We start from the raw sequence: 15,224 nt of genomic DNA, 5'->3' as shown, positions 1-15,224 counted from the left end.
TGGGGCCGGCCTCTTGCAAAGGACGCAGCCATGAAAACCTCGACCGCCGCCCTGCTCTGCCTGCTTCTGCTTTGCAGCAGTGCGGGCACGCGCGCCGATGACTTGATGGAAAACGATGACATGGGTCCCGGTGGCGACCTCGGCGAGCTACCACCACCGATTGGCCAGCAAGCGCTGATCGATCAGAACGGCCAGGCCAACGTTGCGTTGCTGCAACAGAACGGCCAGTCGCTGCTCGGTCGCATCGTCCAGTCGGGCAGTAATCAGGAAGCCTACATCCTGCAACAAGGCAGCGACCTGATGGCAATGATCACTCAACAAGGTTCCGGCAACGCCGCCTCGATCACCCAGACCGGCAGCCACAACCGCGCGCAGATTTCCCAGAACGGCAACAACAACGACGCCAGCATCGATCAGGCCGGCACGGGGCTTTCAAGCGCCGTGACCCAGTCCGGAAACGGCATGAGCGTTTCGGTCAAACAATCCCGCTAAAGCACTGCACCACATGGAGGTTTCATCATGTTCAAACTGACGCCCCTCACCGCCACCATCCTGGTCCTGATCAGTGCCCAGGCGATGGCCGACGACAGCGTTTCCACCCAGGACCAGGTCGGTACCGCCAACATCGCCGACGTGAAACAGACCGCAGCCCCGTACAGTACCGCCACCCAACAACAACTCGGCGAGGGCAACGATGCCGCCGCGGTGCAAGACAACGCCACCGGCACCATCACCCAGGATCAACACGGCGACTACAACGCCGGTTACGCCGAGCAACTGTTCGAAAACGGCGACACCATCACCCAGCAACAAGTCGGCAGCACCAACACCAGCCACGCCAGCCAGTCGATAGGCGTGGGCGGCAACGAAGCGCTGCAACAACAGCACGGCACCGGCAACTTCTCGTTCATTTATCAGGACACTCAGGAAGGCACCCAAGCTCAAACCTTCCAGTTTGGTGACAGCAACGAGGCCAATATCGAACAGATCCAACTGGGCACTGCCAACAACGCCGTGATCATCCAGTACGGCACCGCCAACTACGCCACCGCCGAACAAATCGCCCACATGGGTGGCCAGATCAACCTCAACCAGTCGGGCGAAGGCAACTACGCCTATGGCGACCAGCGCGACGGCAACGGCGGCACCGTGAACATCAACCAGTTCGGCGACTTCAACGGCGCCGAAGTCTGGCAAGGCGGGCAAACCGCCAGCGAGGCCACCGTCAACCAGTACGGGCAAACCAACGAAACCGTGGTCGACCAGAGCTTCGGCGAAAACAACGTCGCCCAGGTGCTGCAAGTCGGCGACCTCAACGCGATCTACGCAGACCAGTTCGAATCCGTCGGCTCGGTCCTGGCGCTGTACCAGCAAGGCACCGGCAACGTGCACTTCACCTATCAAAAGGGCGACAGCCATGTGCTGAACGCTACCTCCGTGGGTACTGAAAACAAGGTCTACGCCAGCGACTGGAAAGGCCCGCAAAAGGGCGGCCAGTTCGGCAGCAACCAACGTGCAAACGTCTACCAGAACGGCACCAACAACACCGCCAGCTTCAAACAGGACGGCATCGGCCACGTGATGACGACCCACCAGACCGGCTACGGCAACAAAACCACCGTCACCCAGGCCGAAAACTACAACGAGCTGTACTTCGACCAGAACGGCAGCGACAACATCCTCATCGCCGACCAGCGCGGCACCGCCAACCTGGCCCAGGGCAGCAGCAACGGTATCGGCAACACCACCAACTTCGACCAGTCCGGCAGCATGAACGTGGCCTACGTCACTCAGGGCGGCACCGGCAACATTGCCACTGTCACTCAGAGTGGCATGACCCAGACTGCCACCGTGCAGCAGATGGGTACTGACAACAAGGCGACTGTGCTGCAGCAATAATCGCGCTGCATAAAAAACCGCGGCCTTTGGAGGGTCGCGGTTTTTTTGTCTGTGCCGATCAGCTACATGGGTGAGTTTTGCGGATCGATATTATCCATCGCCCGATTCACCGCCAGGTCGGCCAACATGATGACCTGCTGGATGCCCAATAACATGCTGCGCTGTGGCCCCTCCACAAACACCGCAAAATCACTGGCCATGACACTCGCCGAAGCCAACGATTCACAGGCGTGGGCCAACAGGCTTTCGGTGTCGATGTCCGGGGCGATAGCGAACATTCTGCTTGGGTTGTGGGGGGCGGAGTTTTTGATAATGGCGGGGTTGAGGTGGGGGGCGGCGGTAGTGCTTTCGGTTTCTGATTCGGGGGGATTGGGTGTGGGTTTGAACATGGTGAAGCTCCTTTGGAAAATAGCGCCACCAGAACCTGTCGCTAAACAAGTAAGGGTGGCGACTGTATGCAGGTTAGCGAACCGGCCAAAGGCACCCGGTAGACCCGAAGATCTCCCGCATACAGCCACCATAACGTAATTGCAGACATCAAAAGTCTGCAAGAAAGTCTGGAGCACTGATGCACTTTGGATAGTCCGGGTCGCTAAACCCGGCCGTTGAATTCAGCGGCCCGAAAACGATAAAGACCAGGTACAAAGCGCACAAGCCGGCGGATTCTGGCGTAGTCGTAGGCAACGGCGCAAGGATCCGTAGCTTTCAGGAAGTAACGCTAAACGCCATTAAACACACCCCTCGAAACAGCACACATTCCCTGTGGGAGCGTGGCTTGCCCGCGATTGGCCCTGTCATTCAGCCAATAACCTACTGACAAACCACCCTCCCCCAAACACCGAGAAAAATTCGGACTTCCCCTACAAGCCAAACAGAATCCCCCGGCATCCACTCCTGAGCCCTATCGCCAAAGTGCCCCGTTTCCAAGGACCGGGCACAAAGCGTGACCAAACTTATCCCCCAACTCCAACTCGCCGGCCAGAGCGGCCAAGTACTCGACAGCCATCAAGCTGCCGATGCTCTTCGTCAGGCCCTGAACTACCCATACGACTTGCAAGGCTTCGACGACCTACTGAATGCAGTGGGCGCCAACAGCTCCAACTACATGCAAGCCGCCCACCAGCAAAAACTGATTCAGGCCGTGAGCAACGGCGATTGGGTAATGGTCACGCCTCGCGTCAATCTGGATAACAGTGGCGGTTCATGGAATGGTTTCAAGTCCAAACCCGAACCACCACCAGCGCAACATCTGGTCGAAGATCACGCCTTCACGCAGCCCAAACCGGCGGAGTCCGGATTTCACATAATTGAAAAGCCCATGAGTCTTGAGGCGCTGGAACGCTCGCTGTACGAGAGCTCGCCAAGTGATGCACTGCGTCGCGAATTTCGTTCGCTCAATCGCCATCTCGGCGAGCGGGTGAAACCGGGGCAAATGGTGATATTCAGCGATTCACGGCATTACATGTGCCGGCGTGAAGAGGCACAGATGATGATCGCTGCCGAGAAGGTCAACGAGGCGCTCAAGGATCTGAGTGATGAAGAGGCTTCGTTTATGGTTGAACACCATGAAGTGATTGAGCCGTTTCTGGAGGTGTCGGCGGGATCGTTGGGTGTGGCGTCGTTCATGATTGGGCAGCATCTGGAGGGCTTGAAAAATGCCCTCAGAGAACTGGAGGAGCTGCATCAGCAACAATATCGCCAGTACCGCAATCTGCATTCGCCAGAGTTTTTTTCCAAACGTAAACGACTTATGGCGAAGCTTGATGCCAGCCTTGGGTCACTCGTACGCAAAGGCACCGGCATTGCGGATCACCCGAAACTCAAGCGAGCCTTGGGGTTATCAACTCGCAGAACCATTCATCGTTGGGACAAGGCTGGGGCACCAACACAGTTGCCTGGGTACGCAACGAACATTGAGGGTGTCTCACGAGCGGCAAAATATATCAAAGCTGGTGGTTATGTCGGGATTGGTCTGCAGTTAGGCGCATCCAGTTTAAAAATTCACGAGGTATGCACTACTGGTCGCGAGGATGAATGCAAGCAAATGAAATTTGTTGAGGGCGCAAAAATGGTGGGCGGTACAGCCGGAGCTGTTGCCGGGGGTGCAGCAGGCTCGAAAATAGGCACCGCTGTGTGTGCAAAAGTAAAAGGACTCGGAAAACTCGTTTGTGTACTCGTTGCCGGCGCGGTAGGCGCCACCGGAACCGGAACGCTGATGACCGACGGCAGCGAACTGATTGGGCAAGAACTCTATGAGCACTCTGAATAATGGAACTCACTAGAACAACTCTCGCCTGGGTCTGGGGAGCACTTATCCTGCTGAGCCTCTTCGACGTAGCTATCATTTTTTATGCTGCTCACACAAAACTCGAAGCGCTGGAAAAGCATTTCAAACAACTGGATTCCATATGCGTCAACCGCATCACGTGGGGCAAGGGGCATCATGGAAGAATTTTTCGTCTGGCCGCAATCAGCGCTTTAATCTCGTCTAAAAAAATTCAGCGCCAGGAACCCTTATCAGTTGAAGAAGTGAAACGGTTACCTAAAAGGCTTAAGCGCTGGGCAGCGTATCCATTTCATATTGCCTATTTCGTTACAGGTGCGGTGGTGGTTCTTTGGTTATATGGGAAATACACCGGCCTACTCAAATGAAGAACCAGCAGCTAATTCTACGCCCCAATACGAGTCCCTACAGTCATGAATGAAGCCAAAGACATTTCTCTTATCTTAGGTATGGGTATGTTTTTATTAATTTTTATCAGCCAAGGGATTCTTTTGTACGCCGCCTATTTCAAGCTCGATCACATTGAAAAACACTTCAGTTCTTATGGTTGGAGGCGCGCCCGATCAAATGTTCGAAATGGCCCGATTGATCGAATGAGGCGACTTAGGGAAATTGGTGAATTAATGGGCACACCCAATCGTTTTTGCATGTTTGATCATGAGTCCTTTCGAGAGGCGGAGCTTTTGCCAACGCAGCTGAAGCGATGGGTCGTCATCCCGAGAACCTTAATATTTATCGCATTTGGAATCATCTTGTTTTGGTGGGTATGCGACGGATATTTGAACTTAATTTGGACCATCTCCAATCCTATGGGTGAAATGGCGTTAGCCTTCACTGCAGCTTGGGCTGCTTCCGCGATCGTCTTTTTAATGGCTATGTCATTGCGCGCCGGACTCTCTTTTTTCAAGCTTGAGGAATTCGAATCCTATCTTGAGAGTTCATACTTCATCGGCCGCAACCGCCGAGTGTTGGGTGATGGGGTACTCGGTCGCCTCCGCCGCTTGACTCACATTTCTTTGATGCTGGCACCAGATAGCGATTTTGTTTTTGGCAGTGATGCGCAGGTGATAAAAGCCGTTAAGACGTTTCCTGGCCATCTTCGACGTTGGATCGAAATCTCGCAGAAATTTACTGCCTGTTCATTCTTCGGTTTGGTAGCACTTTGGGGTCTGGGGAAGGTCACTGGACTACTGGGCTAACACGCAACGCTTAGACGCATATCTAGATTTTTTCATCCAGATACTAAAGACCGCTAAAACGCGAAGTCCTTGAAAGGACTAGCCGCAAGGGCGAAAACCTAAGTGGCTGTTGCCGCAGGAATGGATATGTACACCTCAAAGAAATAGGTCGGCTGTCACGCCGCCTTCGCAGCGATGCGGAGACCCGACAAGCCAGCTCCCACAACGAATCGGCGCACACTCCGCCCTTCACCACTCAACAGGCCGAGCGTTAGCTCGCCTGCAGCTCTTGATCTGGCTTTTGATTTTGATCTGCCCGCCCCGTCGGGAGGCTGAGTGGAGGTGTTCATCCGGGGAGTGGCGCGCAGCGCCGTTCGACGCAGTCGAACACGCTGCATGTAGGTCGTCGCGCAGCAGACCGGAGGGCAGTGTCCCCGGATGGATACCGGAACGAAGGAACGCCGAGCCTCAGCGAGGGGCCGGACGCTTGGGGCGAAGACTTTTGGTTACTTTTTGTCGTTTGAAAAAGTGACTCGCTGTAAGAGCGAAACCGTAAGTGGCCGTTACCGCAGGAATGGATATGTACACCTGAAAGAAACAGGTCGGCTATCAGGTCGCCTTCGCGAGCAGGCTCGCTCCTACAGTTGGACTGGGTACATCTGGGGAGGCTGGTCGGCTGTCAGGCCGCCATCGCGAGCAAGCTCGGCTCCTACAGTTGATCCGGGGACATCTGAAACAGCCAGGTCGGCCCGAAGGCCGCCTCGGCTCACTCCTCCTCACCCTCAGGCACAACCTTGTTCTGAGTCAAATAGCGGTCAAGCGTCGCATTGTTATCAGGCGAAGCACTGTCCCCGGCCACCTGCCACAACCGCCGCTCAATCCCCTGCGCCAGCAAATGCCCAACGGCCGCCTCGATCGCCGACAACACACACAACTGCGCCGGCTCATTCGTGGTGTACCCGACCTCAGCCTCCAGCAACTTCTTGAACTCGATAAACTTGAACACCCCCGCACTGCGCCCGACAGAGTAAATCGTCTTGCTGGTCATCACATTGGCCAACACCTGCCCACTGCGCACATCCACCGCACGAAGATTCACCGACACCTGATCCACCCGATACTCCCGGGAAATATCGATCCCCAGATACCGCGCCCCTTCCCCGCCGCTGCGCACGTTGGTGTCATAAGCAATAATCCCGCCCTCAAGCATCAAATTGGCCGCCTGCAACGGTGGCAACTCACCTTGGATATTCACCGGCGTATTCGGCTTTTTCTGCGAGGCGCGAATGATCTTGCGCTCGGTCAACAGGTTCTGCAGCCCCTCACGTTCCAGCACCACAAACCAGCCACTGGCCTGCAACGCATCCATCAACATGCTCGCCGCGCCCTGAGTCACGCTGGTGGAAAACGAACTGGCCGGGGTCGGTTTGTACTGTCCGGTCTGATCCCGGAAGCCATACACCACCGCCATCAACCGCCCCTTGGGTCGTGGCATGTTCAGCAAGTCGTAATAGGTCGACGCGCGAGGTGTCAGGGTCGGTGATTCGGTGTCCTGCTCAGCCCCCACCGGCTCGCGCAAACTGCACCCTTGCAATGCCGCCAACATCAGCCCCAGCGCTATTATTTTTTTCATGTCCTTAACTCCCCAATCGATCCATGTCCCCGTCAAGGGGCCAGGCCATTCACCTGGATTTCGGAAACTTCACCGGTCGCTCGGTCGGTCACTTCAATAGTCAGTGCACCGGAGTCGTCGATGACGTTCACAACAAAAGCGTCAGTGGTCAGGCTCCCGGCATTGCCCGCGGAGATGTTGTCCATCAACTGCCCTAGCAGCCGTGATTGCAGCTGACTGGTGAAGCGCTCCAGGGCCGACGTGCCGGCCGCGCTGGTACGGTTCTTCAAGTCAGGGTCGTCGAAATCGTTCTGCGCCTGGGCGTTGTTGAGCAACCAGGTCCCGTTCAACGGGTTGCCGCCAAACGACGGGTTGATCGGCGTGTAGACCAGCTCCGTGGCCTGGACCAGCCCACAGCTGCCTGCCCCTGTAAACCAGAGCCCCAATAACCACATGCCCGTGCGTTTCGAGAAAGTTCCAGTACTCATAGTTCGTCCCTCTCAAGGTCGGTGGTGTCCTGCAACAAGGCTTCCAGCCTGCGCTGGACGATCTGCACGCGGACCAGATCGGCAGCCTCATAAGCCTCGTCCTTCAACTCCACGGTGTTCGGCGGCAGGAAGCGCCGATAAACCAGGCGTTGCTGATATTCCACGGTCACCAGGCTGCCCCAGCGTGCCGAAGGTCGTTCACGCACCACCAGGTTGAAGTCCATCGGACTGGTGGCGCGCAGGCGCTCACTGAACGAGTAGTAAAAGTCGTGGCCGATGTGCGAGATCGTGTCGTCGACGATAAAACCCAGCATTTCGTCTTCTTCGGCGGCCGAGACGAAGGACGTCATCAGCATCAGGACCAGGGCCGGCAGCCAGTGTCGGTTCATGGCATCACTGGCCCAGTGCCTGAGGCGTATTGGATTGGCCTTTGGGCGCGGACGCGCCATCGAGGAAGGCTTTCTCGGCCACGAACTGCCAGTCCTTGTAGCTCGCCATGCCGGTGAAGTCCGACCATTGACTGGGGAAATCCGCCTGCTTGAGCGGCGTGTCCGTGGAGGGGCTGTTGAGGCCGGTGATGCGCCCGTCGAACCCGCGCATCAATGTCCATTCGCCGCCCCCAATCGGGTCCGGGTAGAGGTTGCGCAAGTGGTGTTTGGGCGATGGAAAACGCTCGTCCTGCAACAGGTCCGCCAGCTCTTTCGGGTACTGGGCCAGGCCAGGTGAACTGCGGTAATAGCTGCGCAGTGCCTGAGCGTATTGAGTACCGACCCAGAGCAACTGGCGTTCACGATCACGGCGCGACGCGGTGGACCACAACTCGCCGGCGCTGGCCAGACCCAGGCCCATCAGCATGATCAGAAACAACACGCCCAGGTAAGTGAACCCGGCCTCGTTCGAGGGCTTACCACTCGGAATAAAGGCTGCCATCACGCGCCCTCCCTGTGGCCCCGCTTTTGATATCGGCGACGCCGCCCGGGACACCGTCAGGCGGCGCCACCAGCACCCAGAGGTCTTTGCGTTCGGCAATCGGGTCCATCGGCGGGTTGCGCAGGTAACGCTGCTCGACCAGTTGTTCGATGGAGTCGGGATAACGCCCGGTGTCGCCGTAGTAGTGATCCAGTGCTTCGCGCATGGCCGACAGGCTCTGGCGCAGCGTGGTCTCTTTCGAGACCTCGAGGCTGGTGAAATAGCGTGGCAAGGCGATGGTCATCAGGGTGGCGATGATTGCCATGACCACCATCAGTTCCAGCAGGGTGAAACCCTTTTCCCGACGCATAATCTCACCACTCCCGGTAAGCGATGCCATTGAGCCCCTTGCCGCGCGCCTTGGAGTAGACGTCAAAAACGTCTTCGCCTTCGCGCGGGTTTTGAGCCGTACTGTCGTAGGAGCGCATGCCCCAACCACCTTCGTCGTCACGCTTGACCGGCGCCAGCGGGTCATGGGGTACGCGCCGTAAAAAGAAGAACTTGGCGCCCTTGGCGCTGCGCACATCGCGCACACCGTCCACCAGCACTTGCAGGTTCGGCGGGTAGCCGCTGCTGTTCAGGGATTTCTCGATATAGCCGGCGTCGAACGCACGTTTGTAGGCGTCGATGGCATCGCGAATCTGATACAGCGCCGTGCGCAGTTCCTGCTCTTTGCCCCGGCGTACCACGGTCTCGGTCAGCGGCGCGGCCATGCCGGCCAGCAGGCCGATCAGGGCCAGCGTCACCACGACTTCGATCAAGGTAAAACCACGCTGCGAGGCGTTCATGATCAAGGCTTCTTGACGACAACAGTGGTGGAAGTGGAAGCAACCGGCCGATCGATGTGTTCGTTCTGGATCGGCGTTTCCATGCGGCGGTCCGGCGCCTGAATGTGCATGCTGGTTTCGGTACCGGTGGTGAACTCCATGTCCGACGGGCTCTGGTACGGCAGGTTGCGCACGATCCGCGGCGTGATCGACAGCACCAGCTCCGACTTGCCGACGGTGTCCTTGTTGCTGCCGAACAAGCGGCCAAGACCTGGAATGTCGCCAAGGCCGGGGATTTTGTTGCCGGTGGCGCCATGGTCGTTGCGCATCAGGCCGGCGAGGATCTGGGTTTCGCCGTCATGCAGACGCAGGGTGGTCTGGGCGTTGCGGGTGTCGACCTGAACCGGAATCGTGCCCTGGCGGGTCGGTTCCAGCGGCGTGGCGTTACTCACTTCCAGGGCGATTTTGATCGCCACTTCGTTGTTCAGGTGCACGGTCGGCTGTACTTCAAGTTTAAGACCGACATCGAGGTAGGTGACGCTTTCGGTGATCACCGGGCCTTGAGTCGAAGGCACCGAGGTGGCGCTGATGATCGGTACGCGCTGACCAATGTGGATGCGCGCCTGTTCGCGGTTGCTGACGCGAATCACCGGACTGGCCAGGGTGTTGATGTCGTTATCCTGGGCGTTGATCTTGGCCTGCGGCGACGGCGAGATGGAGATACGGCTGGAGTTGATGCCTTTGAGTTGATCGAGCAGGGTCACGGCCGAGCCGTCGCTGTTGACCACGCCGAAGGTATTCGGCCATTGCAGGCCAAGGTCGAGAATCCGCTGGGTGGCGACTTCCATCACCTCCACTTCCAGCACCACTTCAGGGTTGGACTGGTCCTGCGATTGCAGGAGTTTTTCAGCCATGCGCACAGCGTCTTCAGAGTCGCGCATGGTCAGGGTATTGAGGCGTTCGTCGACGAACACATCGCGGGTCTTGAGCATGGTCTTGATCATGTTCAGCGCGGTGTTGGCATCGATGCTGGTCAGGTAGAAGGTGCGCATCACCAGCTCTTGGTAATCCTTGAGTTTCTGTGGTGAGTCCGGGTAGATCAGCAAGGTGTTTTCGTTCACCACTTTCTGGTGCAGCTGGTTCTGTTGCAGCAGCAATTCCACCGCGTCTTCGATGCGCACGTCACGCACGAAGATGGTGGCTTTCATGTCCGGGCGCAGGTCCTTGTCGAAGATGAAATTCAAACCGGCGACCTGCGACAGCACTTCGAAGATGGTCTTCAGGTTGGCTTCACGAAACTCCAGGGTCACCGGCCGATCAAGACGGGTCCGCAGTTGTGGATACGGAATCACGTTGCGGCTTTGCACCAAGCGGATGTCGCTTTGCAGCTCCAGCGCCCCTTCATTCGTCGGGTCCAGTTCGAGGATCTGTTTCACCTGGCGGTCGGCACCGTAGATGTCACCGCGACGCAGGTCGCCACGGGCCAGTTCGAGTTTTTCATCCAGGCTGCGCATGTGATCGAGCTGGCGCAGCGAGTCCTGGGCACGGCGGTTGTTCGGTTCGATGGTCAATACCCGGCTGAAAGCCTGGCGGGCAGACGCAAAATCACGCTGGGCGCGATCCATGTCGCCCTGGGTCAACAGCGCCGTCACTGCACGGGCACGACCGCTATTCAAGGCCAGGTGCAGCTCGGTGTCGCGAGGGTTTTCCTTCAGCCCTTCCTCGATGCGAGCCAGGCCGGCTTCGTATTGCCCCGACTCCATCAGGTCGGTCGCCTCTTGCTTGGCAACCTGCGCCGAACTGCACGCGGCCAGTCCTGCACAAAGGCAAAGGTTCATCAGCAAACGGGTTCTGTTCATTGCGTGCTCCCCACAGACAAAGTCTGAGACAAATGCAGAGGCAGGTAGACAAAGCTGAGTTCCACGTCGGAAATCCCCTCGATCCGCCAGGTGTCGTCGATCACATCCCCCTTGCGTACGACGTATATTTTTTCGCCGTTCTGCAAAAACACTTGCAGGTCGGAACGGTCATTCAGCTTGCCAATGAACTGGAAAGGCATCGGTGGTGCCGTGGGGACTTGCACCACCGGGGTCAGGTTGAGGGGTTGTTCGGTGACGCTGGCAAGCTGCGGCTCAACCTTCCAGCTACGGGCGGCGAACAGGTCGCCCACCGGGCTCAGGTCCTTGATCACTGCCGGTGTTTTACCGGCGGATGCGGCCGGCAGCACACCACGGGTTTTGCTGTTGGTCGGGGTGGCCACCGCGGCCACCGAAACATCGCCCTCCTCGGACGACGACGTGAAGTATTCAGGCAACCAGGTCAGCGCCGCCGCCACGCCGAAGAACGCCACCCAACCCCCTACGCGTTTGGTATTCATCATGACCTCGACAGGTAAAGGGTCATGCGGATCCGCCCGGTCAGGTCGGTGTCGGCGATTTTTTTACGCTGGAACTCCACGTCCTCCACCACCACAGCCGGCAACTGGCCGAGCAAGGCATGCAGGAAGCGCCGCAGTTGCGGGTAGCTGCCGCGCACCGGCAGCAGAATCTGATAACGGGCCAGGTGCGTCTTGGGGTCGATGCCCAGGGAGTATTCGCCACGGGCCAGGGTGATGTGCTCCTGAGCCGCCAGCGCGTAAATCTTGTCGATGGCCACGGTGGCCTGCGGCTGGGACGGCAACTTGCTGCGGAAATCGTCGAGCTGACGTTGCGGCACCACCGGCGCGGCGATACTGCCGTCTTCGACTTTGGCCAGGTATTCACCGGCTTCGCGCGTCTGCTGGCTGAGCGTTTGCAACGACTGCCAGTCCGGCATCAGGCCCGCCAGGCCATACACCAGCGCCAGCAGCAACATCGCCAGCCCCACCAGACCGGGAATGCCCAAGCCTTGCAGGTATTCGTGGACGATCAATCTAGGGATTTGCATCGCCAATCTCCCAGCTAGCCGACAGGTTGAATTGCACCGGGTGCTCCGGCACGTTCGCGACGATTTCGTGGCTGAGCAGCGACACATCGGACAGCTCGTCGCTGGCTTCGAGGCTGCGGTGGAAGTCGAGCATGGCTTCCAGATCCCGTGCTTCGGCGCTGATCCGCACCTGGCCTTTGCGGGCATCCGGGGTCAGGGTCAATAACGCAATGTCGTCCCGGGGCATGGCTTCGAGCATGGCGAACAGACGCTCCCAAGGCCGGCGCAATTGCTGGGACACCTTGCGCATCTCGGCCAGGTTGTGCGCCTGTTCGCGGGTTTCGGCCGGGGTCAGGCTGACCTTGCCGCCCGTGTCGCCGGTGAGTACGCGCTGAGTGGTTTGCAAGTGGCCTTGCTGTTGCGCGGCCTGGTCGCTGAGGTGCTGCTGAACCAGCACGCAAGTCAGCGTCAGCACCACGCCACCGACCAGCAGGCTCCAGCCCAAAGGGCCCGAGCGACGGCGCGGCTGGAAGTCGAGCATCAGGGCGCGCATGTCAGGCCACCGCCCGGGACATGACGTACAAACAATCGCGTACGGATGCCCGGCCTTCTTCGAGGGTGCGCAGGTGCACGCCGGGCACGTCAGGGTGCGAGTCAATGCGTGCCGGCGCGTGCAGGTAAACGTTCAGAGGCCGCTCGCTGGTGGACGCCTGCAATTGGCTTTCACGCCCGATCAACGCGGTCAGCGCGACGTCGCTGTCGCCGCTGCCGACCGAACGCACCGATGCCCAGCGCCCTTCCCGCGCCAGCAACAACACACTGCGTACCGGTTCGGCGACGACGAACAGGAAGTCGCCGGCGTCGAAGCTTTTATCAAAGTGATTGAACGCCGCCATCAGGTACGGCTGCACCGAGCGCAGGCGCAGGCCACGCCCCGTGACCAGCGTGCGCAGATGCGTCAGCAAGTTTTGCGGCAGCGCGGTGGCGACCCGGTCATAACCCGCCGGCTCAGCGGACAGCACCATGCTCCAGGGTTGCGTCGGTACGCCGTAAAGGTCTTCGAAACACAGTTGGGCAAACCCGAGCAATTCGGCAGGGCTGTTGATTTGTTCACTCCAGGGCACCAGGCAGAAGCGGCTGAAGTGGCCGGAGATCACCACACTCAATTCGGCACCGGGACGGGTGTGTTCGCCCAGCAGACGGTCGAGGGTTTCCAGCGCCACGGACCAGGCATGAAAGCCTTCGTCGATAAAACCGACGCTGCCCAGCCACAGGGTTTCACTGCCACGGCGCTGGCCCAGACCGACACCACTGGCGCCGAGCACGGCGACAAAACGATCACGAGATAAAAGTGACACGATTGATCTCCTCAAGCGTGGTCCGCCCTTCTGCAACCAGTTCCAGTGCCGACTCGCGCAACAGGCGCAAGCCACGGCTGCACGCCAGGGCCTTGATTTTCGAAATGGGTTGGCGCTCGACGATCATTTGCCGCAGCTCGTCGTCGAGGTGCAGCAATTCGGCAATCGCCGTACGCCCGCGGTAACCGGTGCCCCGGCAATGACCGCAGCCCTTGCCGTGGACGAAGTGGTAGTGATCGACCTGCTGCGGATCGAGACCGGAGAGGCGCAATTCTTCATCGGTCGGGTAAGCCGGCGCGCTGCAACTGGAGCAGACCAGGCGAATCAAACGCTGGGCGAGCACCGCATTGAGTGCCGACACGAGGCTGTAAGGGTCGATTTCCATCTGGGTGAACCGGCCGATCACGTCGAACACGTTGTTGGCGTGAATGGTGGTGAACACCAGGTGCCCGGTGAGCGCCGATTGCACAGCGATCTGCGCGGTGTCGGGGTCGCGGATTTCACCGACCATGATCTTGTCCGGGTCATGGCGCAGGATCGAGCGCAAACCACGGGCGAAGGTCAGGCCTTTCTTTTCGTTGACCGGGATTTGCAGCACGCCCGGCAGTTGGTATTCCACCGGGTCTTCAATGGTGATGATCTTTTCCACGCCGTGGTTGATCTCGGTGATCATCGCGTACAGCGTGGTGGTTTTGCCGCTACCGGTGGGGCCGGTCACCAGCACCATGCCGTAAGGTTCGGCCGCCAGCCGACGCAGATGACGCAGGGTTTCTTCTTCGAAGCCCAGGGCTTGCAACTGCACGCCGCAGACCTTGTCGGCCAGGTCCTGTTTGTCGAGGACCCGCAACACCGCGTCTTCGCCGAAAATGCTCGGCATGATCGACACCCGAAAGTCGATCTGCCGGCCGCTGATGCCGATCTTGAAGCGACCGTCCTGGGGCACGCGTTTTTCGCCGATGTCCAGTTCGGCCATGACCTTGACCCGGGAAATCACTTGCTCGGCGAATTCGCTGCCCTGGATTTTGCTGATGTTGTTCAGCACGCCATCGATCCGGTACTTGATCACCAGGCCGCTGCCGGTAGTGCCCAGATGGATATCGCTGGCGTGCATTTTCAGCGCGTCGTAGAGGGTCGAGTTGACCAGTTTGACGACGACGCTGGCGTCCTCGCTGATGCTGGTCAGGGACAGGCTTTGCAGGGTATCGGTTTCGACATTGGCGTCGGCCTGGGCGTTGAGCGATTCCACCGCGTGGAAGCTCTCTTCATGACGCGCCAGGTAGGCTTTCAGGTCGTCGGTATGCACCAGGTACAGCGGCGCGCCGTGCAGGCAGTCGTCGATCCAGGCCAGGCGTGAGGTATCGAAGGGGTCGGCAAACACGCCAATGACCGCATCGTCGTGACGCAGCAGGATGAATTCGCGTTTGAGGCATTGGGCCAGGGTGACCCGGTCGAACACCGGGGTGGCTTTGAACAGGCTGTCGGTGTCGAGCACCGGATAATGCAGGGTCGCGCCGAGGCACTGGATGAAGGGCATGGGGGCCAGTTCACACAACCCCCCGAGGGCTTCCAGTACCCGTTCGCCGGAACTGGCGGCCAGGGAGCGTGCCTGGGCCAGTTGTTCACTGGAAAAGCGAGACGGTACACAGTCCAACAGCGCCGGTTCGACGGCAAGGAATAGACGGTCCATGGCATGCTCTCCAACGCCGGGGGCTTTGAGCCCTGTCGACGCGGCAGGCCATTGCGGCAGATGCCGGAACGTCTTGTC

The 15,224-nt window shown here is 58.9% G+C and carries 18 protein-coding genes; 5 read left to right on the top strand and 13 right to left on the bottom strand.

Going from position 1 to position 15,224, the window contains the following annotated elements; all coding sequences use genetic code 11:
• The first annotated feature begins 30 nt into the window (after positions 1-30).
• Both ABH912_RS00455 and ABH912_RS00450 read left to right on the top strand, forming a co-directional pair.
• The gene (locus tag ABH912_RS00455; protein WP_429509267.1) at positions 31-492 is read left to right on the top strand and encodes a curlin; all 462 of its coding nucleotides are present in this window, start codon (positions 31-33) and stop codon (positions 490-492) included.
• A 27-nt stretch (positions 493-519) separates the two neighbouring features.
• On the top strand, positions 520-1,899 hold the full coding sequence (locus ABH912_RS00450; protein ID WP_429509266.1) for a curlin: 1,380 nt from the start codon (positions 520-522) through the stop codon (positions 1,897-1,899).
• 62 nt (positions 1,900-1,961) lie between these two features.
• Here ABH912_RS00450 and ABH912_RS00445 read toward each other — a convergent pair whose 3' ends face one another.
• Positions 1,962-2,288 carry a DUF6124 family protein gene (locus ABH912_RS00445; protein ID WP_429509265.1) on the bottom strand — a complete coding sequence of 109 codons (327 nt, stop codon included), beginning with the start codon at positions 2,286-2,288 and terminating at the stop codon, positions 1,962-1,964.
• 554 nt (positions 2,289-2,842) lie between these two features.
• On the opposite strand from ABH912_RS00445, the gene ABH912_RS00440 reads away from it, so the two are divergent.
• The 3 genes from ABH912_RS00440 to ABH912_RS00430 are packed head-to-tail and all read left to right on the top strand — an operon-like array spanning position 2,843 to position 5,382.
• Positions 2,843-4,168, top strand: a complete 1,326-nt coding sequence (locus ABH912_RS00440) for a hypothetical protein (RefSeq protein WP_429509264.1) — start codon at positions 2,843-2,845, stop codon at positions 4,166-4,168.
• Positions 4,168-4,551 (top strand): hypothetical protein, encoded by a 384-nt coding sequence (locus ABH912_RS00435; RefSeq protein WP_429509263.1) that lies wholly within the window; start codon positions 4,168-4,170, stop codon positions 4,549-4,551. The genes ABH912_RS00440 and ABH912_RS00435 overlap by 1 nt, the downstream gene beginning before the upstream one ends.
• A gap of 45 nt (positions 4,552-4,596) precedes the next feature.
• Positions 4,597-5,382, top strand: coding sequence for a hypothetical protein (locus tag ABH912_RS00430; RefSeq protein WP_033058829.1), 786 nt, complete (start codon positions 4,597-4,599; stop codon positions 5,380-5,382).
• 745 nt (positions 5,383-6,127) lie between these two features.
• Here the strand turns inward: ABH912_RS00430 and ABH912_RS00425 are convergent.
• The 12 genes from ABH912_RS00425 to ABH912_RS00370 are packed head-to-tail and all read right to left on the bottom strand — an operon-like array spanning position 6,128 to position 15,146.
• Entirely contained in the window at positions 6,128-6,994 is an 867-nt protein-coding gene (locus ABH912_RS00425; RefSeq protein ID WP_033058831.1) for a CsgG/HfaB family protein, read from the bottom strand.
• Between the two features lie 32 nt (positions 6,995-7,026).
• Positions 7,027-7,461 carry a curli assembly protein CsgF gene (locus ABH912_RS00420; protein ID WP_429509262.1) on the bottom strand — a complete coding sequence of 145 codons (435 nt, stop codon included), beginning with the start codon at positions 7,459-7,461 and terminating at the stop codon, positions 7,027-7,029.
• Positions 7,458-7,850, bottom strand: a complete 393-nt coding sequence (gene csgE, locus ABH912_RS00415; RefSeq protein WP_429509261.1) for a curli production assembly/transport protein CsgE — start codon at positions 7,848-7,850, stop codon at positions 7,458-7,460. The genes ABH912_RS00420 and csgE overlap by 4 nt, the downstream gene beginning before the upstream one ends.
• Before the next feature lie 4 nt (positions 7,851-7,854).
• The gene (locus ABH912_RS00410; RefSeq protein WP_033058836.1) at positions 7,855-8,391 is read right to left on the bottom strand and encodes a type II secretion system protein; all 537 of its coding nucleotides are present in this window, start codon (positions 8,389-8,391) and stop codon (positions 7,855-7,857) included.
• The gene (locus tag ABH912_RS00405; protein ID WP_415760096.1) at positions 8,366-8,740 is read right to left on the bottom strand and encodes a type II secretion system protein; all 375 of its coding nucleotides are present in this window, start codon (positions 8,738-8,740) and stop codon (positions 8,366-8,368) included. The genes ABH912_RS00410 and ABH912_RS00405 overlap by 26 nt, the downstream gene beginning before the upstream one ends.
• A gap of 4 nt (positions 8,741-8,744) precedes the next feature.
• Positions 8,745-9,218 carry a type II secretion system protein gene (locus ABH912_RS00400; RefSeq protein ID WP_046055438.1) on the bottom strand — a complete coding sequence of 158 codons (474 nt, stop codon included), beginning with the start codon at positions 9,216-9,218 and terminating at the stop codon, positions 8,745-8,747.
• A 2-nt stretch (positions 9,219-9,220) separates the two neighbouring features.
• Positions 9,221-11,056, bottom strand: coding sequence for a secretin N-terminal domain-containing protein (locus tag ABH912_RS00395; protein WP_429509260.1), 1,836 nt, complete (start codon positions 11,054-11,056; stop codon positions 9,221-9,223).
• The gene (locus ABH912_RS00390) at positions 11,053-11,574 is read right to left on the bottom strand and encodes a hypothetical protein (RefSeq protein WP_429509259.1); all 522 of its coding nucleotides are present in this window, start codon (positions 11,572-11,574) and stop codon (positions 11,053-11,055) included. The genes ABH912_RS00395 and ABH912_RS00390 overlap by 4 nt, the downstream gene beginning before the upstream one ends.
• Positions 11,574-12,122 carry a GspMb/PilO family protein gene (locus ABH912_RS00385; RefSeq protein WP_429509258.1) on the bottom strand — a complete coding sequence of 183 codons (549 nt, stop codon included), beginning with the start codon at positions 12,120-12,122 and terminating at the stop codon, positions 11,574-11,576. The genes ABH912_RS00390 and ABH912_RS00385 overlap by 1 nt, the downstream gene beginning before the upstream one ends.
• Positions 12,109-12,654, bottom strand: a complete 546-nt coding sequence (locus ABH912_RS00380; protein ID WP_429509257.1) for a PilN domain-containing protein — start codon at positions 12,652-12,654, stop codon at positions 12,109-12,111. Before ABH912_RS00380 ends, ABH912_RS00385 begins: the two co-directional genes overlap by 14 nt.
• A gap of 1 nt (position 12,655) precedes the next feature.
• Entirely contained in the window at positions 12,656-13,459 is an 804-nt protein-coding gene (locus ABH912_RS00375) for a hypothetical protein (RefSeq protein WP_429509256.1), read from the bottom strand.
• Positions 13,440-15,146 (bottom strand): GspE/PulE family protein, encoded by a 1,707-nt coding sequence (locus ABH912_RS00370; protein ID WP_429509255.1) that lies wholly within the window; start codon positions 15,144-15,146, stop codon positions 13,440-13,442. The genes ABH912_RS00375 and ABH912_RS00370 overlap by 20 nt, the downstream gene beginning before the upstream one ends.
• Between the last annotated feature and the right edge of the window lie 78 nt (positions 15,147-15,224).

The sequence above is a fragment of the Pseudomonas sp. BT76 TE3572 genome (assembly GCF_050435365.1).
In the GTDB taxonomy this organism is placed as follows: Bacteria; Pseudomonadota; Gammaproteobacteria; order Pseudomonadales; family Pseudomonadaceae; genus Aquipseudomonas; species Aquipseudomonas fluorescens_W.
This window is presented reverse-complemented; position numbering and strand designations above follow the sequence as displayed.